The sequence below is a fragment of the Paenibacillus sp. 01T442 genome (assembly GCF_056398345.1).
On record NZ_JBFTPF010000005.1, the window covers coordinates 54368 to 72973 of the forward strand.

The 18606-nt window shown below is 48.7% G+C and carries 19 protein-coding genes and 1 riboswitch; of the genes, 10 read left to right on the top strand and 9 right to left on the bottom strand.

The genetic code is table 11. The features are described 5' to 3' along the window. Positions 1–62: 62 nt before the first annotated feature. Positions 63–824 carry an MBL fold metallo-hydrolase gene (locus AC1DLM_RS06795; RefSeq protein ID WP_477569505.1) on the top strand — a complete coding sequence of 254 codons (762 nt, stop codon included), beginning with the start codon at positions 63–65 and terminating at the stop codon, positions 822–824. 61 nt (positions 825–885) lie between these two features. Here the strand turns inward: AC1DLM_RS06795 and hflC are convergent, their stop codons facing one another. Both hflC and hflK read right to left on the bottom strand, forming a co-directional pair. Further along, positions 886–1758, bottom strand: a complete 873-nt coding sequence (gene hflC, locus AC1DLM_RS06800; protein WP_477569506.1) for a protease modulator HflC — start codon at positions 1756–1758, stop codon at positions 886–888. Beyond that, positions 1755–2762, bottom strand: a complete 1008-nt coding sequence (gene hflK, locus AC1DLM_RS06805) for an FtsH protease activity modulator HflK (RefSeq protein WP_441988199.1) — start codon at positions 2760–2762, stop codon at positions 1755–1757. The genes hflC and hflK overlap by 4 nt, the downstream gene beginning before the upstream one ends. A gap of 181 nt (positions 2763–2943) precedes the next feature. Beyond that, a riboswitch (TPP riboswitch) is annotated at positions 2944–3042 on the top strand. Positions 3043–3183: 141 nt separating this feature from the next. Between hflK and AC1DLM_RS06810 the strand changes: the two genes are divergently transcribed. The 8 genes from AC1DLM_RS06810 (at position 3184) to AC1DLM_RS06845 (ending at position 10718) form a co-directional block, all read left to right on the top strand. Next, a complete protein-coding gene (locus AC1DLM_RS06810; RefSeq protein WP_441988200.1) occupies positions 3184–3789 on the top strand; it encodes a thiamine phosphate synthase in 606 nt (201 codons plus the stop codon). 15 nt (positions 3790–3804) lie between these two features. Continuing rightward, positions 3805–5028, top strand: coding sequence for a glycine oxidase ThiO (gene thiO / locus AC1DLM_RS06815; RefSeq protein WP_477569507.1), 1224 nt, complete (start codon positions 3805–3807; stop codon positions 5026–5028). Further along, positions 5012–5215: a sulfur carrier protein ThiS gene (gene thiS / locus AC1DLM_RS06820; protein ID WP_056608183.1), complete on the top strand. Its 204-nt coding sequence runs from the start codon at positions 5012–5014 to the stop codon at positions 5213–5215. The genes thiO and thiS overlap by 17 nt, the downstream gene beginning before the upstream one ends. A 4-nt stretch (positions 5216–5219) precedes the next feature. Next, positions 5220–5987 carry a thiazole synthase gene (locus AC1DLM_RS06825; protein ID WP_056608186.1) on the top strand — a complete coding sequence of 256 codons (768 nt, stop codon included), beginning with the start codon at positions 5220–5222 and terminating at the stop codon, positions 5985–5987. A gap of 320 nt (positions 5988–6307) precedes the next feature. After that, the gene (gene thiD, locus AC1DLM_RS06830) at positions 6308–7150 is read left to right on the top strand and encodes a bifunctional hydroxymethylpyrimidine kinase/phosphomethylpyrimidine kinase (RefSeq protein WP_441988202.1); all 843 of its coding nucleotides are present in this window, start codon (positions 6308–6310) and stop codon (positions 7148–7150) included. After that, positions 7147–7806, top strand: a complete 660-nt coding sequence (thiE, locus tag AC1DLM_RS06835) for a thiamine phosphate synthase (RefSeq protein WP_477569508.1) — start codon at positions 7147–7149, stop codon at positions 7804–7806. The genes thiD and thiE overlap by 4 nt, the downstream gene beginning before the upstream one ends. 1181 nt (positions 7807–8987) lie before the next feature. Next, complete coding sequence (locus tag AC1DLM_RS06840; RefSeq protein ID WP_056608195.1) at positions 8988–9599, top strand: ArsR/SmtB family transcription factor; 612 nt, start codon at positions 8988–8990, stop codon at positions 9597–9599. Positions 9600–9602: 3 nt separating this feature from the next. Beyond that, the gene (locus AC1DLM_RS06845) at positions 9603–10718 is read left to right on the top strand and encodes an aminopeptidase (RefSeq protein WP_171632293.1); all 1116 of its coding nucleotides are present in this window, start codon (positions 9603–9605) and stop codon (positions 10716–10718) included. A gap of 72 nt (positions 10719–10790) precedes the next feature. Here AC1DLM_RS06845 and AC1DLM_RS06850 read toward each other — a convergent pair whose 3' ends face one another. Further along, on the bottom strand, positions 10791–11180 hold the full coding sequence (locus tag AC1DLM_RS06850; RefSeq protein WP_477569509.1) for an MmcQ/YjbR family DNA-binding protein: 390 nt from the start codon (positions 11178–11180) through the stop codon (positions 10791–10793). 52 nt (positions 11181–11232) lie between these two features. Further along, on the bottom strand, positions 11233–12084 hold the full coding sequence (locus tag AC1DLM_RS06855) for a helix-turn-helix domain-containing protein (RefSeq protein WP_441988205.1): 852 nt from the start codon (positions 12082–12084) through the stop codon (positions 11233–11235). Positions 12085–12266: 182 nt separating this feature from the next. Between AC1DLM_RS06855 and AC1DLM_RS06860 the strand changes: the two genes are divergently transcribed. Further along, the gene (locus AC1DLM_RS06860) at positions 12267–13118 is read left to right on the top strand and encodes a sugar phosphate isomerase/epimerase family protein (protein WP_441988206.1); all 852 of its coding nucleotides are present in this window, start codon (positions 12267–12269) and stop codon (positions 13116–13118) included. Between the two features lie 479 nt (positions 13119–13597). On the opposite strand, the gene AC1DLM_RS06865 is transcribed toward AC1DLM_RS06860, so the two are convergent. The 5 genes from AC1DLM_RS06865 to AC1DLM_RS06885 all read right to left on the bottom strand — a co-directional run bounded on the left by AC1DLM_RS06865 (position 13598) and on the right by AC1DLM_RS06885 (position 18549). Further along, positions 13598–14329, bottom strand: coding sequence for a nucleoside phosphorylase (locus tag AC1DLM_RS06865; protein ID WP_441988207.1), 732 nt, complete (start codon positions 14327–14329; stop codon positions 13598–13600). Position 14330: 1 nt separating this feature from the next. Next, entirely contained in the window at positions 14331–15008 is a 678-nt protein-coding gene (locus AC1DLM_RS06870; RefSeq protein WP_441988208.1) for a sulfite oxidase-like oxidoreductase, read from the bottom strand. A gap of 74 nt (positions 15009–15082) precedes the next feature. Continuing rightward, a complete protein-coding gene (locus AC1DLM_RS06875; RefSeq protein WP_441988209.1) occupies positions 15083–16006 on the bottom strand; it encodes an ABC transporter permease in 924 nt (307 codons plus the stop codon). Continuing rightward, positions 15990–17057 carry an ABC transporter permease gene (locus AC1DLM_RS06880; RefSeq protein WP_441988210.1) on the bottom strand — a complete coding sequence of 356 codons (1068 nt, stop codon included), beginning with the start codon at positions 17055–17057 and terminating at the stop codon, positions 15990–15992. The genes AC1DLM_RS06875 and AC1DLM_RS06880 overlap by 17 nt, the downstream gene beginning before the upstream one ends. Next, complete coding sequence (locus AC1DLM_RS06885) at positions 17050–18549, bottom strand: ABC transporter ATP-binding protein (protein WP_441988211.1); 1500 nt, start codon at positions 18547–18549, stop codon at positions 17050–17052. Before AC1DLM_RS06885 ends, AC1DLM_RS06880 begins: the two co-directional genes overlap by 8 nt. Between the last annotated feature and the right edge of the window lie 57 nt (positions 18550–18606).

Below are 18606 nucleotides of genomic sequence, written 5' to 3' on the forward strand. Positions count from 1 at the left end.
ATGCGCCAATTATTTTACAATTGTAGCAGAACAACAATTAGAAGATAAGAGGTGCTTTGAAAATGAAGCTTCAATTGATTCGCCATGCCACACTTTGGCTGGAATACGCTGGAATAACATGTCTAATAGATCCGATGTTTAGTGACGCAGGGGTCAATCCGCCGATTGTGAATACCGCCAATCCTAGACGGAATCCACTTGTGCCTCTGCCATTTCCAATAGCGGAAATCGGTCAGCCAGACGTGATTATCGTGACCCATCTGCATGGAGATCATTGGGATGGACCAGCTGCGGAAGCACTGCCGAAAACAACGCCTGTCTTGTGCCAACCAGGGGATGAAGGAGCGTTTACGGCTGCAGGGTTTACGTCGGTAACGGCCATTCAGGAGTCACTTACAGTACAGGGAGTAACTTTGTTCCGAACAGGTGGACAGCATGGGACTGGGGAGATTGGGAAGATGATGGGACAGGTTTCAGGCTTTGTGTTCAAAGCGGAGAACGAGCCGACCCTATATCTCGCGGGAGATACGATTTGGTGTGACGACGTACAGCAAGCGTTGGAGACGCATCTGCCAGATTGGACGGTCGTTAATGCAGGCGGTGCACAGTTCGAAGTGGGGGATCCCATCACCATGGATGCGAACGACGTGGTAAGCCTATGCCGATACGCACCATTCACGAAAATCGTCGCCRTGCACATGGATGCGATCAATCACTGTCATGTGACGCGAGCGGATTTGCGGGGGAGATTGGTAGTGGAAGGGTTGTTGGAGCAGGTTGTGATTCCGGCGGATGGGGAGTGGGTGACCAAGTTCCGCAGCTAGAGAAATAAAGTAAAAAGCATACACATCCTAGGATGTGTATGCTTTACGGCGTTCACCAATATTATTTACCAAGTAGAATTTTCGTGTACGGCGAATCGATAGGCAGCATGATGACCGGTTCCCCTTTAAATGACACCAAGTAACTATCCAGCGTACGATAGAAATTGTAGAAGGCAGGGTCTTGGCCGTAAGCGGAGTTGTAAATTTTAGCTGCTTCTTGCTCGCCTTCAGCCACGATTTTCTTCGCATCTGCTTGCGCTTGCGCGATCAATTCACTCGCCTGTCTGTCGGCTTTGGAGGTGATTTTCTTGGACTCCTCATCGCCCTCGGACAAGTACTTCGCCGCAATAGATTGGCGGTCAGAAATCATCCGTTTATATACGCTTTGCTTGTTGGAATCCGGCAGATCCGTGCGTTTGATGCGCACATCGACGATTTGGATCCCGTAGTTATCGCGCTCCATTAACTCGGAAACTTCCTTCGTAATCTCGTCGTTCAAGTTACCACGTTGGGTGTTTTCGCTAATGATATCGCTGTAATTAATCTCCGATAACTTCCGTCTAACGGTGTTGTACACTGCGGCATCAATACGCTCTTCCMCACCAGTGATCGATTGAATCGTACGCAAGAATTGCTGAGCATCATCAATGCGCCATACCGTATAGTTATCAACTTCGATCGGCTTTTTATCTTTGGTCAAAATGGAAGTAGGCTTGCTATCATACACCATCTGATATTTGGGAAGCGTACGAACCGATTCAATGAATGGAATTTTAAAATGAATACCAGGTTCTGTTTGGATACGAACGGCTTCTCCGAATTTGAGAACGACGCGGTATTGGCCTTCTTTGACAATAAAGATGGAAATCAGGAACAAAATGACGACAACGATACCAAGGATGGATCTCATAATCCATTTGCTTTGTAAGGTCATTTCGCAGTCCCTCCAGTCGTACCAGTTGCAGCAGCAGGTGTGCGCAACAGCTCATTAATTGGTAAATATTTGACCGTTTCGCCCGTGCTGTCGCTGATGAAAATTTTGGCATTCGGCAATATTTTTTCTAACGTCTCGATGATAAGTCTGCTCTCTGTTACTGATTTATTATTGGCATACTCCGCATACAGGGCATTGAACTTCGCCACATCCCCCTGCGCATTCAAAATCCGTGATTTCTTCTGAGCTTCTGCATTCTCAAGCAGTGCTTGAGCGTTACCGCGCTCCCTTGGAAGGATATCATTTTCGTATTTCGTCGCCACGTTAATCTTCGTATTTTTCTCTTCACGCGCATTGGTTACATCTTTAAAAGCATTCTGTACATCGCCAGCTGGCGGCTCGATATCTTGGAATTTCAAATCGACAATATGAATACCCGTTTGATACTTCGTCTGCATCTCAATCAATCGTTCTTTGACCTTGCCTTGGACCTCGGTTTTTCCTTCTGTAATGGCAAAGTCTAGCGCCGTAGCGCCGATAACGGAACGAATCGCTGCACTCGCCGAGTTACGTAGGAATAGTTCTGCATTATCAATATTGTACAAGTAGTTCCGCATGTCACTGATATTCCATTCCACCACGGCATCAGCGGATAAAATATTTTCATCCCCCGTGATCATCATCGCTTCTTCTTCTACGGGAGTGATTTTGCCACCTACTTCACGGAAGCCGATTTGGATCCGTTGCGTCTTTTTGGCAGGAAGTACAATCACCTGTTGAATAGGAAAAGGGAGTTTAAAGTGAAGCCCAGCTTCCTTCTCTGTCGTATATTTGCCTAATGTTAAAATAGCCGCCTTCTCATGCTCCTGTACCGTGTAGAAGGTGGACGATCCAAAAATAAGGACGAGAACGATAACAAGGCCGATAACAATTTTGGTCATCAAACCTGGCGGAAGGGAAGAGGGTCTTCGTCGATCGGGTTCTGGCAGTACAAATGGTTCCATGGCAAACACCCCTTAATATAAGATTTACTGATATTCTATACGGGAAGTTTTGGAAATGGTTTCAATAAGGAGACGTAATTCTCAGCAAGCTGAGAAAGACTAGGTCGACTGTAAGATGAATGGAAAATTGTTATTTCCAAGAGTTGGCTGTCATGCTATGATGTTTAGTAATTGCATACGAATGAATCCCTAGGGGCGCCGAGAGGCTGAGACAGTGTAGACTGAACCCTTTGAACCTGATCTGGTTTATGCCAGCGGAKGAAAGTGGAACGAGCTTTGGAGCCGATTTTATATCTGTTTATGATGAGGCAGCCTACAACCACTTTCCTGAGGAAAGTGGTTTTTTTGTGTTACTTACTAAGTCGGGATGAATAGTGCTGTAAAGACAAGTGGTGTTTGGTGGAGAGGAAGTGGGCCGTAGGTGTCGGAGAAAGAGTTGCATGTCATATCGGGCGGGAAGCATACATGGTCCGAGATCGCCAAGATTGCGGCGCAGATTCACCCGTATGTCACAGCGATTCATATTCGCGAGAAAACGAAGTCCTTGGACGAAGTGTTTATCGGCGTTCAGTACTTATTGGAGCAAGGGGTTCCTGCCAAAAGACTGTACGTCAACGGGTTTCCCTCTATCGCTCTAGCCTTGCAAACAGGGGGGCTTCAGCTTCCAGGCTCGACGCCATCGCTTGTTATTCAGGATGAGTTTTGCCGTGGGATACAGCGCATCGGAGTCTCTGTGCATCAGGCAGACGAGGCGATGTGGCGTGAAAAAGAAGGGGCTGATTATCTTATGTTCGGTCATATTTTTGCGACCAACTCTAAGCAGGGCGTGCCGCCTAGGGGCTTGGAGCAGTTAAGACAATTAGTTCATCACGTTAATATTCCGGTGATTGCGATAGGCGGGATGACACCTGCAAGGGTAAAGTCCGTTCTGGATGCAGGAGCATCCGGCATCGCGGTGATGAGCGGAATATGGGAAGCAGCGGATCCCCTTGGAGCCGTTCTGGCCTATCATGATGAGCTTCATTAAATAGAGGTGAGCGAAATGTCAGCAGCAAGATCCCATGTCATCATCGTTGGCGGTGGTGTTATCGGTACATCCATCGCATATTACTTGGCTAAAAGAGGGCAGTTCGTCACACTGCTAGAGCGCAGCCAACTCAGCACCGAAGCTTCTGCTGCGGCAGCAGGCATGCTCGGTGCGCAGTCCGAGATGGAAAACACCGGCGCCCTGTTCCAATGGGCGCGCCAAAGCCGTGCCATGTTCCCCGAGCTGAGCGGGGAACTTCGAGAACTCACGGGCATCGACATCGGTCTCGTCCGTGAGGGCTTGCTGAACGTCGCGCTCAGCGACGTTCAAGAGGAGGAGCTGCGCGCGCGGGAGAAGCTCCAGCGCGCCGCGGGCGAGAAAGCCCAGTGGCTCAGCGCAGCTGAAGCCACGGCTATAGAGCCCGCGCTGAGCGCAGCCACGCGCGGAGCCCTGTACCTGCCCGAAGATGGGCAGGTCGATGCTCCGTTGCTGGCGGCGGCATTCGCGCAGGCGGCGCAGGTGCTTGGGGCGAAGGTGCAACCGTTCGCCCAGGTGCAAGGGCTGCTGACCGCGCAGGAGCGCGTCATCGGMGTGCTGACGGCCGCTGGTCCGCTCTACAGCGACCACGTGGTCGTCGCCGCAGGCACGTGGAGCGGTCAGCTGCTAGCGGGCATCGGCATCGACTTGCCGATGTATCCCGTGAAAGGCGAGTGCTTCTCCGTTAGGACGCCGAAGCCGCTCCTGAAGAAAACCCTGTTCTCGCCAGGGTGCTATATCGTTCCGAAAGCCGGCGGACGGCTGGTGGTCGGCGCGACGGTCGTGCCGCACAGCTATGACCGCAAGGTATCGCTCTCGGGCTTAGCCGAGCTGATGGATCGCGCGAGGGGGCTGATGCCCGCCCTCGGCGATGCAGAGTGGGAGAAGGCTTGGTCGGGGCTGCGCCCGCAGACAGCCGACGGGCTGCCCTACATCGGCAAAGTACCGACGGTGGAGGGCTTGTATACAGCGTGCGGTCATTACCGCAACGGGATTCTGCTGAGCCCGATCACCGGGAGGGTGATGGCGGATTGGATTTTGGGCGGAGATGGCGGAGGAGACCAAGGGAATAGTGCGATAGCCCCTTGGCTGGATGCCTTCAGCCCGGATTTTTCGCCAAAGACCACGCGAGTGAGTCAGCAGGGTCAAGACATATTTTCAGCTACAGGAAAGGAATTGATAAGCATTGAAACTGCACATTAATGGTCAGCAGGTTGACGTACCCGATACGATTAGGACCGTTGTGGAGCTGCTTGCGCATTTCGACCTAAGCGACAAAATGCTCGTGGTTGAGCATAACGCAGCCATTTTACATAAAGAGGATCACGCTGGTGCTGAGCTTGCGGAAGGTCACAAAATTGAGATCGTTCATTTCGTTGGAGGAGGATAAAGATATGTTAAAAATCGGTCCATATGAGTTTCGTTCACGTCTGTTGCTAGGTACGGGGAAGTTTCCTGATTTTCAGATTCAAAAACAAGCGGTGGATATTAGTGAGTCCCAAATTCTGACGTTTGCCGTTCGTCGGATGAACATTTTTGAGGCGAGTCAGCCGAATTTCTTGTCCATGTTGGACACGTCGAATTTCACGTTGCTGCCGAATACAGCCGGTGCCAAAACAGCCGAAGAAGCCGTCCGCATCGCACGTTTAGCTAAGGCTTCTGGCCTGTGCGACATGATCAAAGTCGAAGTTATTGGGGATGAAATGACGCTGCTGCCCGATCCTGTGGAAACGCTGAAAGCGTCGGAAATGCTGCTGGAGGAAGGATTTATCGTACTTCCTTATACATCGGATGATGTGTTATTAGCCAAACGTTTGCAAGCACTTGGCGTACACGCGATTATGCCTGGTGCATCACCGATTGGCACGGGGCAGGGAATCATTAACCCGTTGAATCTGAGCTTTATCATCGAGCAGGCGACAGTTCCGGTCATCGTGGACGCAGGGATTGGTGCGCCTTCTGATGCATCGTTGGCGATGGAAATGGGAGCAGACGGTGTGCTGCTGAACACAGCAGTATCTGGAGCGAAGGATCCCGTCAAAATGGCTTATGCCATGAAACTCGCGATCGAAGCGGGACGTGCGGGCTTTGAAGCGGGGCGCATTCCGAAGAAGCGATATGCATCGGCGAGCAGTCCGATGGATGGGTTGAGCCGGGTGTAGTTCTAGGTTTTGGCTTTGGCTTTGGTTTTGGTCTGGTCTGGTCTGGTCTGGTCTTGGTCTTGGTCTTGGTCTTGGTCTTGGTCTTGGTCTTCCCTTGGCTAACGGACACAGGAACCGTTATTTCGTGTATAGATGAAGTTTTAAAAAGCTAACGGACACAGAGGTCGTTATTCAGTCGATTTTCTTGCTCATTTGGAAAATTCAGCTGCGATAACGACTGCCGTGTCCGTTAGATTATGGAGATAGTGAAATAGGCGACAATAGCGTCTGTCGTGACCGTTAGCACAAATAGTTGCAAAATGTAAGTAGGGGGGAGTATCGTGGCGATTTACAAAGCATTGACGATTGCCGGCTCGGACAGTGGCGGTGGAGCGGGCATTCAGGCAGATTTGAAGACATTTCAAGAACTCGGCGTGTACGGAATGTCCGTGATTACGGCTGTTACCGCACAGAATACACTAGGTGTGCAAGGGGTTTACCCAATAAGCGCAGAGGCAATCGAACGCCAACTGGCATCTATTGGTGAAGATTTGCGACCTGATGCACTCAAAACAGGAATGCTGTTTAGCGGAGAAATTATTCGCATCGTAGCGGCGGCGATTAAGAAGTATGCATGGGAGCAAATCGTTGTAGACCCGGTGATGATCGCCAAGGGCGGAGCTTCGCTCTTGCAGCAAGAGGCGATTGACGCGATGATTCATTCCTTGCTGCCCCTAGCTGATGTGGTGACGCCGAATATTCCTGAAGCGGAGGCGCTTAGCGGGATATTGATTACGGACAGGGACTCTCGGCAGAAAGCGGCTTTGCGAATTCATGCATACGGCTGCAAGCATGTGATGATCAAAGGCGGCCATGAAGTGAATACGGAGCAGGCGACGGATTTGCTGTATGATGGCGTTTCCTTTACGGAGTTCACCTCCAAAAGATTAGTTACACAGCATACGCATGGAACAGGCTGCACATTTGCAGCTGCTTTGACCTCGGGGTTGGCGCAGGGACTTACGACTAAGGCGTCTTTGCAGCTGGCGAAGAACTTCATCCACGCTGCGATTTCGGAGCCTTTACATATCGGCAGCGGGCATGGACCGACGAATCATTGGGCGTATCAGCAGGGTGTTCGAGCTGCTGATTCCAATGATACGGCCATGCGAGGTGTGCGATGAGTGTCGTGTTGAGTGCTGGAGAGCTGCGTAAAGCTCTGCGTTTGTATTTGGTGATGGGCAGCCCGAATTGTGGCGGGGCTGACCCGTATGAAGTGCTGGAAGCCGCCATCGACGGCGGCATCACGATGTTTCAGCTGCGCGAGAAGGGCCCCGGCGCCCTGCAGGGGCCGGAGCTGCTCGCGCTGGGCGCACGGCTGCGCCGCCTTTGCGCGCAGCGCGGGATCCCGTTCATCGTGAACGATGATGAACGGCTCGCTCTAGAGCTTGAGGCCGATGGTATCCACATCGGCCAAGAGGATGCCCCAGCCGCCGCGGTGCGCGAGCGGCTGCCGAATATGATCGTGGGCGTCTCGGCCCACGATCTGGGCGAAGCCCAGTCGGCGCTGGCCGAAGGCGCCGACTATCTTGGTGTAGGCCCCCAGTACGCCACGCGCACGAAGCTCGATGCGCGTGAGGTCCAGGGGCCTGCCGTACTAGCGCGGATGCGCGCAGGCGGCATCCAGCTGCCGCTTGTGGGCATCGGGGGAATCGATGCCACGAATGCAGGCGCCGTCATCCGCGCAGGCGCGGACGGCGTGGCAGTGGTGAGCGCCATCGCGGGTGCTCGCTCACCGCGCGAAGCTGCAGCGGCGTTGCGCACGCTGTTTTTCCCGTAGCGCAGCCCTCCGGGTCCTCATTTGCATCTTCCGCCACCACAGCGCTATCAAATGACAAAAATCATTTTCTGTTAGTTGAAAAACTCGGTTTAAATAATTGGAAGTTGAACAATGCACCCCCGCCTCAGGCTAATGAATAACAAATAACAAATGACAAAAATCATTTTTTGTAATTCGAAATTGCTGGGCATTTGATAGAGTAGCCTTCCAGGCCCTCATTCATATCTTCATTCACCAAAGCGCGCTAACAACTGACAAAAATCATTTTCTGTTAGTTGAAGAACTCGGTTTAAATAATTGAAAGTTGAACAATGCATCCCCGCCTCAGGCCAATGAATAACAACTGACAAAAATCATTTTTTGTAATTCGAAATTGCTGGTTATGAGCATTTAATAGAGTAGCCCTCCGAGTCCTTATACGTACCTTCCGCGACCATAGCGCTATCAAATGACAAAAATCATTTTCTGTTAGCCGAAGAACTCGGTTTAAATAATTGAAAGTTGAACAATGCACCCCCGCCTCAGGTTAAAGAGTAACAACTGACAAAAATCATTTTTTGTAATTCGAAATTTCTGGTTATGAGCATTTGATAGAGTAGCCCTCCGGGTCCTCATTTGCATCTTCCGCCACCACAGCGCTATCAAATGACAAAAATCATTTTCTGTTAGCCGAAGAATTCGGTTTAAGTAATTGATAGTGGAACAGCGCATTCCCGCCTCAGGTTAATGAATAACAACTGACAATAATCATTATCTGTCATCTGAAGTACACCTGAAATTACTAGTTTTAAACAATCGTAGATGAGAGAGCTCCATTGAATGGAGCCATACAGCCTAGCTCGGTAATTTATTGGTGACGTTTCTACCTTTAATGGTGACAGAAACGTCCCTTTTTGCTACCATAGTAGAAAGCTTAATTTCGGTAATCCTTTAAAGCGGTGAAATGTCGCATGAAAAAAGGCCTCGTACTGAATTATTAGGTAGTCTGAAACCGCAATTGACATAGATTCTGTTTAGCATTATGATACGGTTAAAAAGATTTGACCGTCGTTTAATTAATCTCTTTAAGAGATTATAAGAAGACCAAGAGGCGCTTGTAGCAAGGCTTTTTCGAGGTAAAACTCGTTCTAGCATGGGTACATTCGTTAATCTTGGTACTGGAGAGGGAGGTCGGATCCACGATGAAACTGCAGCCTGTTTATATCATTGAAGAACTCGAACAACTCAAAACAATTAGTGATCCACTTCGCGCTAGAGTACTGCTATATCTCATAGAGAAAGCTTATACAGGTCAGCAGTTGGCTAAGTTGTTAGGGATGGCGCGTGCCAAGGTGCATTATCATTTGAATGAGCTTGAACGTCATAATTTGATTTGCGTTGTTCGTACGGAGCTTAAGAATGGCATTGTGCAAAAATTTTATCGTGCCGTAGCACGTGGTTTTGTGCCTGGAGAGAACTTGCTCCCGTATGTTTCGGAGGTAGAAAATTATTACCGAGAACGTACATTAAGTGTACTTGGACATGCTAGAAACAGAGCGATTAATGCCCCTGAAGAGGCGTTTCAAATTCCATCGCCAGACCGATCCCAGTGGCCGATTATCATGACGCAGGTTGAAGTCAAAATGAGTAAAGCGAAATATGCCGAATGGTTGAGGAAATTCCGTGCGCTTATTTATGAACTAGATGCCGAGCAAGAGGAGAATGGGGAATGGTTCTATTTGACGACGGTCGGCTTTCAGACACATGAAAGAGGCTTTGACCCCATCGAACCCGCCAATGAAGAGGAGAGATAACACATGCTGGATCCTAGATTAACTAAGCTTGCTGATGTATTGGTGAATTATTCAGTTAAGGCACAGCCAGGTGAAAATATTTTAATTGAAGCTTATGGGATTGATTCTGCCCTTGTGAAAGAAATCGTCAAAAAGGTTCATGCCGCGGGTGCACATCCTTTTGTTAACTTGCGCGATCATGCTGTGATTCGTGAGCTGGTTATGAACGGTACGGAAGCTCAAATGCAAACATGGGCAGATGCAGATGCCTTCCAAATGAAACAAATGAACGGTTACATCGGTGTACGCGGCGGCGCGAACATTTATGAACTGTCGGATATTCCGGCTGATCGGATGAAGTTGTACAATTCCGTGTACTATCAACAGGTACATTTCGATGTTCGCATCAAGGATACAAGATGGGTTGTTCTTCGCTACCCAACGTCTTCGATGGCTCAGCTTGCGAGTATGAGTACGGATGCGTTCGAGGATTTCTATTTCAATGTATGTACGATGGATTATGGTAAAATGTCCAAAGCGATGGATCCGTTAAAAGAGCTTATGGATCGCACAGACAAAGTACGTCTTGTTGGTCCAGGTACGGACTTGACGTTCTCGATCAAAGGCATTGGCGGCGTGAAATGCGACGGCGAACTGAACATTCCAGATGGCGAAGTGTACTCCGCACCAGTCCGTGATTCGGTAAACGGTGTTATTTCATATAACACACCTTCACCGCATGATGGCTTTATTTTCGAGAATGTGGTGCTTCATTTCGAAAATGGTAAAATCGTCAAAGCGACTGCGAATGACACGGATCGTATCAATGAAATTTTCGACATGGATGAAGGTGCGCGCTATGTAGGTGAGTTCGCGATCGGCGTGAATCCTTATATTCAGCACCCGATGAAAGATATTCTGTTCGATGAGAAAATCGACGGCAGCTTCCACTTCACCCCTGGCAATTGTTATGATGATGCCTACAACGGTAACAAATCTTCGTTGCACTGGGATATGGTGAATATCCAACGTCCTGAGTATGGTGGCGGCGAAATTTGGTTTGACGATGTGTTGATCCGTAAAGACGGTATCTTCGTATTGCCTGAGCTTCTTGTATTAAATCCAGAGAACCTGAAATAGGTTCTGCATAACTAAAAAGGTTGCCCAAGTCTTTGAGACCTGGGCAACCTTTTTTTGTAATAAACAACGGGATTATGACATGGTGGCTTTCAACTGTTGGACAAGCTTCTTAGGTGCCGTTCTTGCGTAGCCTTCTACGATCAAATCCTCGATCTCTGCCCATGGCACAAGATCAATATTCATAATACTAACCCAGCCATGCTGGCCGATATAAGGCGTCTTCGTATAAGCTGTGCTGTCTTGGCCTAGGAGGAACTCTTGTGTAGTAAGGTTCGTTTTGAGCGAGGTGGATACTTGCGTATCCCTATCACCTATAAAAATAAAAGGTTTGTCTTTGACACGAAAGGTGGTGTGGCCAAAGCCATCAACCTTTTCTGCTACTTCCGGCAGTTTTGTGCAAAAATCGCGGATTCTGGCAACCAGCGCCAGTCCTTGCGGGGATGCAATTGGACTGTGGGACACAAAGGTCAACTCCTAAGTATGGATTGGATTTTCCAAGACAAGCAGCTGCTTATTACACTCGTCGTTGCTGCGATTGGTATTGACGAGGGGGGAGGCCGACGGCCTTTTTAAAAGTCCGAATGAAGTTTGAATAATCGTTGAAGCCAGCAAGCTGGCACGTGTCGGTGACGGTGGAGCCTTCGCGCAGCAAATGTTTGGCCCTGGCGATACGCTTGAACAGGATATGCTCGTGAATGGTGCTTCCTGTATGCTTTTTGAAAAGTCGGCAAAGGTAGGAGCGATTCATGAAGACGACTTGTTCGAGTATCTCGAGCGACAGGTCCTGATCTAAATTTTCATCAATGTAGGTGAAGAGAGAGGAGAGCTTGTCTGGCATCATGACCTGTTCTTCTTGTTTCCCTTGATTCTGGAAGATTCGATTAATAAAAACGAGCAGCTCAATAAAGGTTGCAAAATATAGGATTTCTGAACCTGGCAGTGCTTGCGGGCGGCGATGCATTTCCATACGATCATAAAGTTTCATGATGTCGTCAATTTGCGGCGGCGTCAGTCTCATACGATTTTGCTCACCAAAAACACGATTATTGAAGCAGTTCAACAAGTCGAACTGATGAGAATTAACATGTTGCAGCAGCGCTGGATTGAAATGAATGACCACGTTCTCGTAGCGTTGTTTCTTCGATTGGAAATTAGGCCGATGAAGCTCATTGCTGTGCATGATCAGCAGGTCGCCGTACTGTAGGGGATACACTTGCTTTTCAATGAAATAATGGACATCGCCGGTAAGGAAGAAATAGATTTCATATTGGTCCTGATGCTGGTGAAAGTCCAACGGTAATGGATTATGAGTTACAGCGTGTCGGAAAGTCAACAGCCGATCGAGATTTTTGTACATTTCCTGCATGTGAAGATCTCCTCTGTGATTGGAGTCAATATTAGCAAACTTTTGCCCAATTAATGCAATGAATACGTTTTTATTATACTGCAAAATATAGGAGAGATAAACATGCAATGGGATCTTGCTAATACCTAAGCTTATGTTACGATGCTAGTTTTTCTAGCGAAAAACTTTTAGGAGGCTTATATATGAAATTATCCGTATTTACTGTCGCTACACCAGACTTTACACCTGAAGAGCTTGCTAAAGCTGCTGCCGCTGCTGGTATCACTGGCATTGAGTGGCGCTTCAAAGATATCCCTGCGGACGCAGTGGGAGAGACGCCATCGTTCTGGAGAAACAATCTGTGCTCCATTGACCCGGCTGCTTCAGATGCAGAACTAGACCGCTTCAAGCAAGCAGCTCTGAACGAGAACCTTGTGAACCTGAGCATTACACCTTATTTGAATGACTGCAATGTTGCTGAAACGGAGCATGTGTTTAAAGCAGCTCAAAAAATGGGCGTGCCATTCATCCGTGTTGGCGTACCTGGTTACGATAAAAGCAAAAACTACAATGATTTGTTTGCTAAAGCAGTGGACTACCTTCACCATGTCCAAGAACTTTCCCAGCAGTACGGCGTTAAAGGTTTGGTGGAGACGCATCACAATACGATCACTGCGAGCGCTGGTCTGGCGCATAGACTCGTATCTGGTTTCAAACCGGAGAACATTGGTGTGCTTCACGATGCGGGCAACATGGTGCATGAAGGCTTCGAGAACCACCGTATGGGTCTTGAATTGCTAGGACCTTACCTTGCACATGTGCATGTTAAGAATGCGGCATGGACACTTTCAGGTGAAGAGCAAGATGGTATTAAGCTTTGGAAAAGCGGATGGACACCGATTGATGAGGGTATCGTGAACTGGAAGCAAGTGCTGGGTGATTTGAAAGCAGTTGGCTACGATGGTTACCTTGGTATTGAAGATTTCAGCGGCCAATTCGGTTCACAAGAGATGCTGAATAACTTCTCAGCGAAAGTGAAGCAATGGTTAGCGTAATTTAAATGAAATAAGATAAGTGAAAAACCTTCAAATCCACTGAAAAGTGGAGGTGGAGGTTTTTTTTAGTTAGTTGATATGAGTGAGGGGCACAACGACGGGGTTTTAGTGTGTTGCTGTGGGGAGTACTGTGTTCAAAGATGCAAAAGAGCATCCTTTTTGAGGGCAAGGAGTAAATGCGGAAGAATAAGTGCGAAAGTGCAACCTTTTGGAGTGAATTGGCGAGAAAACGCTGGGTAACAGTAAAATTGATGCCTATTCGCACGCATTTCAGTTGAAGAGTGGAGAAATGGTGGAAAGATGTACTTTTGCACTTTTGCAGGGGGAGGTTGGGTAGTGGGAGAGCGGGAAGGAGAGTTGGCAGGTGATATGTAGGTTGGGTAACGGGAGGTCGAGCAAATTTCGTTAGGTATAGTCTTAAGTGCTGCATCTCTATAAAAGCCCGTCAGGAATTTCCTGACGGGCTTACTAATATAGCGTTAGTTGTCTTCTGTATGTAACTTCACAATCGCACGAATCGCAGCATCAATTTCCCGCTCAATGGCGCCAGAAACGACATCTGTATGCGGGTTGTACACTTCCCGCAGATCGGCATCTGCATAACCGTCCAAGGCAACAATGGCGCCAGCGCGCACACCACGCAGCGAAGCAATCACATAGAGGGCGGCAATTTCCATCTCAACGGCCAAAGCGCCAGCTTGCTTGTATTTACGGTGAGGGAATTCCTCGACTCCTTGGAAGAAAGCATCCAAGGTTACTGTAATTCCTTGCTTCACGAGGCCGTCCGTTTCAGAAGCCGCTTCATACAGCGCTCGAGTAACAGCGTGATCAGCTACAGCGGGGAAGCCGTGAGGAACTAACTGGCGAGTTAAGCCTTCTTCACGTACCGCGGCTGTGCTTACAACGAGACTTCCTGGGGGGACGTCGGCGGAGTAAGATCCAGCGGTTCCAACGCGAATCAGCGTCGTTACGCCGCCTTTGATGAGCTCCTCGAAGCAAACTGCCGCTCCTGGCGACCCGACACCATGACTCACGACAGTGATGGGAACGCCATCCTTTTCGCCTACGAAAGTTCGATATTCTCGGCTGAAGGAAAGCTCACGTGCATTGTCTAGCTTGCGGGAAATAGCCTCTGCTCGGAACGGATCACCGCACACGATAGCATAGGGAGATAAGTCTTCCGTATTGACTTGTAAGATGGATAAAAGCAACTTAATCAAACTCCTTTCTGACCCACTCATCTTCGGGGATTGGAATGGCTTCGCCGGAGAAGCGCTGTTCTTCGAACGGATCTGCGACGTTATGAAAGCCATTGCGTTCCCAGAAGCCTTCGCGATCTTCCGCCATGAACTCGATTCCGCGAATCCACTTGGCACTTTTCCAGAAATACAAATGCGGAACAACGAGACGAAGCGGCCAACCATGCTTAAGTGTGAGTGGCTTGCCATCGAAAGTCGTTGCCAGCAAGATATCATCTCCCATGAGATCAGCGAGTGGCACATTCGTTTCATAGTCATTATCCGCATGGATCATGACATATTTTCCCTCGGGTTTTACATCGATCAGTTGAAGGAAATCTCGGAAGCGCACACCTTCCCATACGGTATCCAGCTTGGACCAACGGGTCACACAGTGAATATCACACTGGATTTGTGTGTGTGGTAATGTCAATATGTCGTCATAGTTGAATGTTTTCTCTTCGGCTACTTCTCCAAAAACGCGCAGCGACCACGCTGTCATATCATATTTGGGGACTTCTCCTTCATGTAAAATAGGAAAACGGTCCGTCACGACTTGACCAGGTGGAATCCGACCAGCAAGCTCTGGTGGAACGTCTACAGCGGGGATTTGCATGCGTTTGATGCGCTCCGCTTTGGTGTCTTTATGCATCTGCCATCCTCCTAAAAGTTTTCCTTTAGGAAAACTCACTTCGTAAGCGTTCCTAAGCATATCTTGCTAATTTCTCAACGCGAACTGCCATTCGCTTTCTGTGCATCCGCCAAGTAGTTGCTTTTACGGAAAAACAGCATCGCAAGTAAGGTCACGATATAAGGCAGCATTTGTGTGAAATGGGTTGGTAATGAGAAGCCCTGTAATCGGATACTGAACGCATCCATTAAGCCAAACAGTAAGCTGGACGCCATGACGCCAATCGGATTGGCTTGCCCCAGCATGGTTGCAACGAGCGCGATGAAGCCGCGGCCAGCCGTCATGCCTTCGGTGAACATGGTCACCTGTCCGAGAGAGAGCTGCGCGCCAGCGAGTCCGCAAAGGACTCCGCAGATGAGCACCGCGATATATTGCATCCGATTGACTTTAATGCCGATGCTCTTGGCGGCAACTGGGTTTTCACCGACAGCAATCATGCGGAAGCCAAGGACGGATTTGAATAGCAAATACTGAAGGGCGAAGACAAGTGCAAAAGCAAGATAGACAAGAGGGGAATGCCCGGAAATAATCCCGCCAAGGACAGGGATGTCTTGAATGAGGGGGATGTCCCACTTCGGCAGTCCGATCATATTTTTATCATAATAAGCGCCTTTTACGTTGAAAATAGCCTTCAAACAAAATGCCGTCAAGCCTAAGGCAAGGAAGTTGAATGAAATCCCGACAACGATGACATTCGCCTGTAAATGGATACTCATATAAGCAAAAATCAACGAAAACAGCATGGTCACGGCTATGGCGATGAGCACAGCTAGGAATACGTTGCCCGTGTAGTAATTACCAACAATCGCGGAGAAGGCACCGACGAGGACGAACCCTTCCAAACCGACATTAAACAAGCCGACTCGCGAGCAGATAGCTCCGCCTAGTGCTGCAAGAAGAATCGGAGCGACCATGCGAATCATGGAGTTAAATAAAGATACATCAAGAAGATGCTGCATCGCCCTTGCCTCCTTTCCGGCGTTTCCATAGAGTAAAGCTGATTTTGGCTGTTACAAAGAGAATGAGCAACGATTGAATAACACTGGATATCTGCAGCGGAATATCTGTATTGCGTTCAACACCCATGCCCCCGGTTTGCAAGGCAGCAAGCAGAATGGACGCAAGTGCTGTGCCTAAAGGATGCGCTCCTGAAAGCAAGGTCGCCATGATGCCTGACCATGCATAGCCTGGATTCGAAATCATGCCATCGGTATACCGATATTGCATGCCGAGCACCTCAACGGCGCCGGCGAGTCCTGCGAAACCGCCGCTGGCAAACATACTCGTCAGCATAACTTTCCGTCTATTTACCCCGCCATATGCTGCAAACAGTGGATTATAGCCCAGCATGCGAACCTCATAACCAGCTACGGTATATTTAATGAATAGAAACAGAAGTATGGCGAGTGCAAGGGCAATGATAAAGCCGCCATGGATGCTCATGCCTTGAAACAATTTGGGCAGCCATACACCTTTATCGATCATCATCGTTTGGGCTAGCGCAGCTGAGCCGGATTTATCTTTGAGCGGATACGCCACCAAATATCCTGCGAATAGAGCAGCTATATAGTTAAGCAACAGTGTTGTGATGATCAAATTCATTCGGAATTTAGCATCCAGCCAGCCAGCGAAGACTGACCAAATTCCGCCTGCCAAGATGCCGCTAAGCATCGCGGCGAGCAATTTAAACAACGGAGGCCCAGGCAGGTACAGAGCAACCATGGCGCTGGATAAAGCGCCAAGAATCATTTGGCCTTCTGACCCCATATTGAAAAATCCAGCACGAAACGCGATCGATACACCTAACCCAACAAGAATGAGTGGCGTGGCGCGTGTTAACGTATTCGTGAAATAGAAGAAGTTGCCGAAGGCACCTTTCCACATCTCTGTGTAAGTTTCAACGACGGACCCGCCAATCAGCATAATGGCAATGGCACCACCGAGCAACCCAATGATGATGGCAATCAGCGGCTGAATCCAAGCGCTTAGGTTGAATAGTCTTTTAAGCATTGGAAGTTCCCCCTGCCATCCATAAGCTGATTTGCTCCTCGGTTGCATCTGCCGCGGACAATTCGCCCACGATTCGTCCCTCGTACATAACCAAAATACGATCAGACAACTGCAGGATCTCTGTTAATTCCGAGGAGACTAGTAATATAGCACCTTGTTCATCCCGTTTACGAAGCAGTTCTTCATGAATCAATTCCATGGCGCCAATATCTACACCACGAGTCGGCTCAGCGGCAATTAAGAAGGGCTGCTTCTGTGCAAGTTCCCTCGCTACGATAAGCTTCTGCAAGTTACCGCCGGATAGAAACTTCACTTTGGCATCTTGAGATCCCGCTTTAATCTGAAATTGCTGGATGAAGCCGCTAATCATGTTGCGGAGTTCTTTGCCTTGTAGGAGGCCAGAGCGGCTTTTGGTTTTATGGTGACCCATGGTGCCATTCTCTAACACAGTTCCTTCTTTGGCTGCTCCCCATTGATACCGATCCTCTGGTACATGAGAAAGTCCAATTTCCCTAATTTCACGAACGGAGCGTCCTCGAACAGGCTTACCTAATAATTGAATGTCTCCTTGATCAATCGTCTGAAGGCCAGAGATAGCTTGAATCAATTCCGACTGGCCATTGCCTGAAATACCAGCAATACCAACGATTTCTCCAGCTTTCACCTGTAAATTGACACGATCGAGCACTGGCTTTCCTTTATCTCCAAGAATGGAAACATCTTGAACTTGAAGGACGGTTTGACCGACAGTTAGAGCGCGTTTCTTAAGCTGCTTCAAATCTCTGCCAACCATGAGCTTGGAAAGCTCTTCAATGTTCGTGGCATTTGCATCCACGGTACCTGTCATTTTGCCATCGCGAAGCACGGTAACGCGGTCGGCAACTTCCATAACTTCATGGAGCTTATGCGTGATGATGATGAAGCTTTTGCCCAGATTGGCTAGGCTTTTCATAATGACAAGAAGTTCTTTGGCTTCCAGCGGCGTGAGCACACCCGTGGGCTCGTCCAAGATAATGATGTCTGCACCTTGATATAACACCTTCAAGATCTCAACGCGTTGCTGCAAACCTAGTGGGCAATCAGCGACTTTCCTACGCGGATCAATAGGGAGGCGATACTTGGCGCACAGCTCTTCGATTTGTGTGATGGCTTCTTTACGGTCAAATGTCAGACCGGCTTTGGGCTCGTTGCCAATCACGATATTTTCAGCCACAGTAAACGAAGGGAATAGCATAAAGTGCTGGTGCACCATCCCAATACCATGTCGAATGGCATCTGTGGGATTGCTGAAAGTTACTTCGTTGCCGTTCAAAAGAATATTTCCAGCCGAAGGCTGCTCCATGCCGTACAAAATGCGCATTAAGGTGGTCTTTCCAGCGCCGTTTTCTCCCACTAATGCATGAATTTCACCTTGACGCAGTGAGAAATCAACGCTGGAATTCGCTGTTAAATTGCCATAAGTTTTCGTGATTTGACGCATTTGAAGCAGCATAACGGTTTTTCGCTCCTCTACCTAGACATGAGGAAACTGCTTACGTCTCCGTAAACA

Excerpts from the sequence above, each read along its gene's own strand:
- AC1DLM_RS06885 (WP_441988211.1), bottom strand. The coding sequence starts at position 18,549 with ATGCTGCTTCAAATGCGTCAAATCACGAAAACTTATGGCAATTTAACA.
- thiE (WP_477569508.1), top strand. The coding sequence starts at position 7,147 with ATGAGTGTCGTGTTGAGTGCTGGAGAGCTGCGTAAAGCTCTGCGTTTG.
- AC1DLM_RS06870 (WP_441988208.1), bottom strand. The coding sequence starts at position 15,008 with ATGCATAAAGACACCAAAGCGGAGCGCATCAAACGCATGCAAATCCCC.
- AC1DLM_RS06880 (WP_441988210.1), bottom strand. The coding sequence starts at position 17,057 with ATGCTTAAAAGACTATTCAACCTAAGCGCTTGGATTCAGCCGCTGATT.
- AC1DLM_RS06840 (WP_056608195.1), top strand. The coding sequence starts at position 8,988 with ATGAAACTGCAGCCTGTTTATATCATTGAAGAACTCGAACAACTCAAA.
- AC1DLM_RS06855 (WP_441988205.1), bottom strand. The coding sequence starts at position 12,084 with ATGCAGGAAATGTACAAAAATCTCGATCGGCTGTTGACTTTCCGACAC.
- AC1DLM_RS06845 (WP_171632293.1), top strand. The coding sequence starts at position 9,603 with ATGCTGGATCCTAGATTAACTAAGCTTGCTGATGTATTGGTGAATTAT.
- AC1DLM_RS06825 (WP_056608186.1), top strand. The coding sequence starts at position 5,220 with ATGTTAAAAATCGGTCCATATGAGTTTCGTTCACGTCTGTTGCTAGGT.
- AC1DLM_RS06860 (WP_441988206.1), top strand. The coding sequence starts at position 12,267 with ATGAAATTATCCGTATTTACTGTCGCTACACCAGACTTTACACCTGAA.
- hflK (WP_441988199.1), bottom strand. The coding sequence starts at position 2,762 with ATGGAACCATTTGTACTGCCAGAACCCGATCGACGAAGACCCTCTTCC.
- AC1DLM_RS06875 (WP_441988209.1), bottom strand. The coding sequence starts at position 16,006 with ATGCAGCATCTTCTTGATGTATCTTTATTTAACTCCATGATTCGCATG.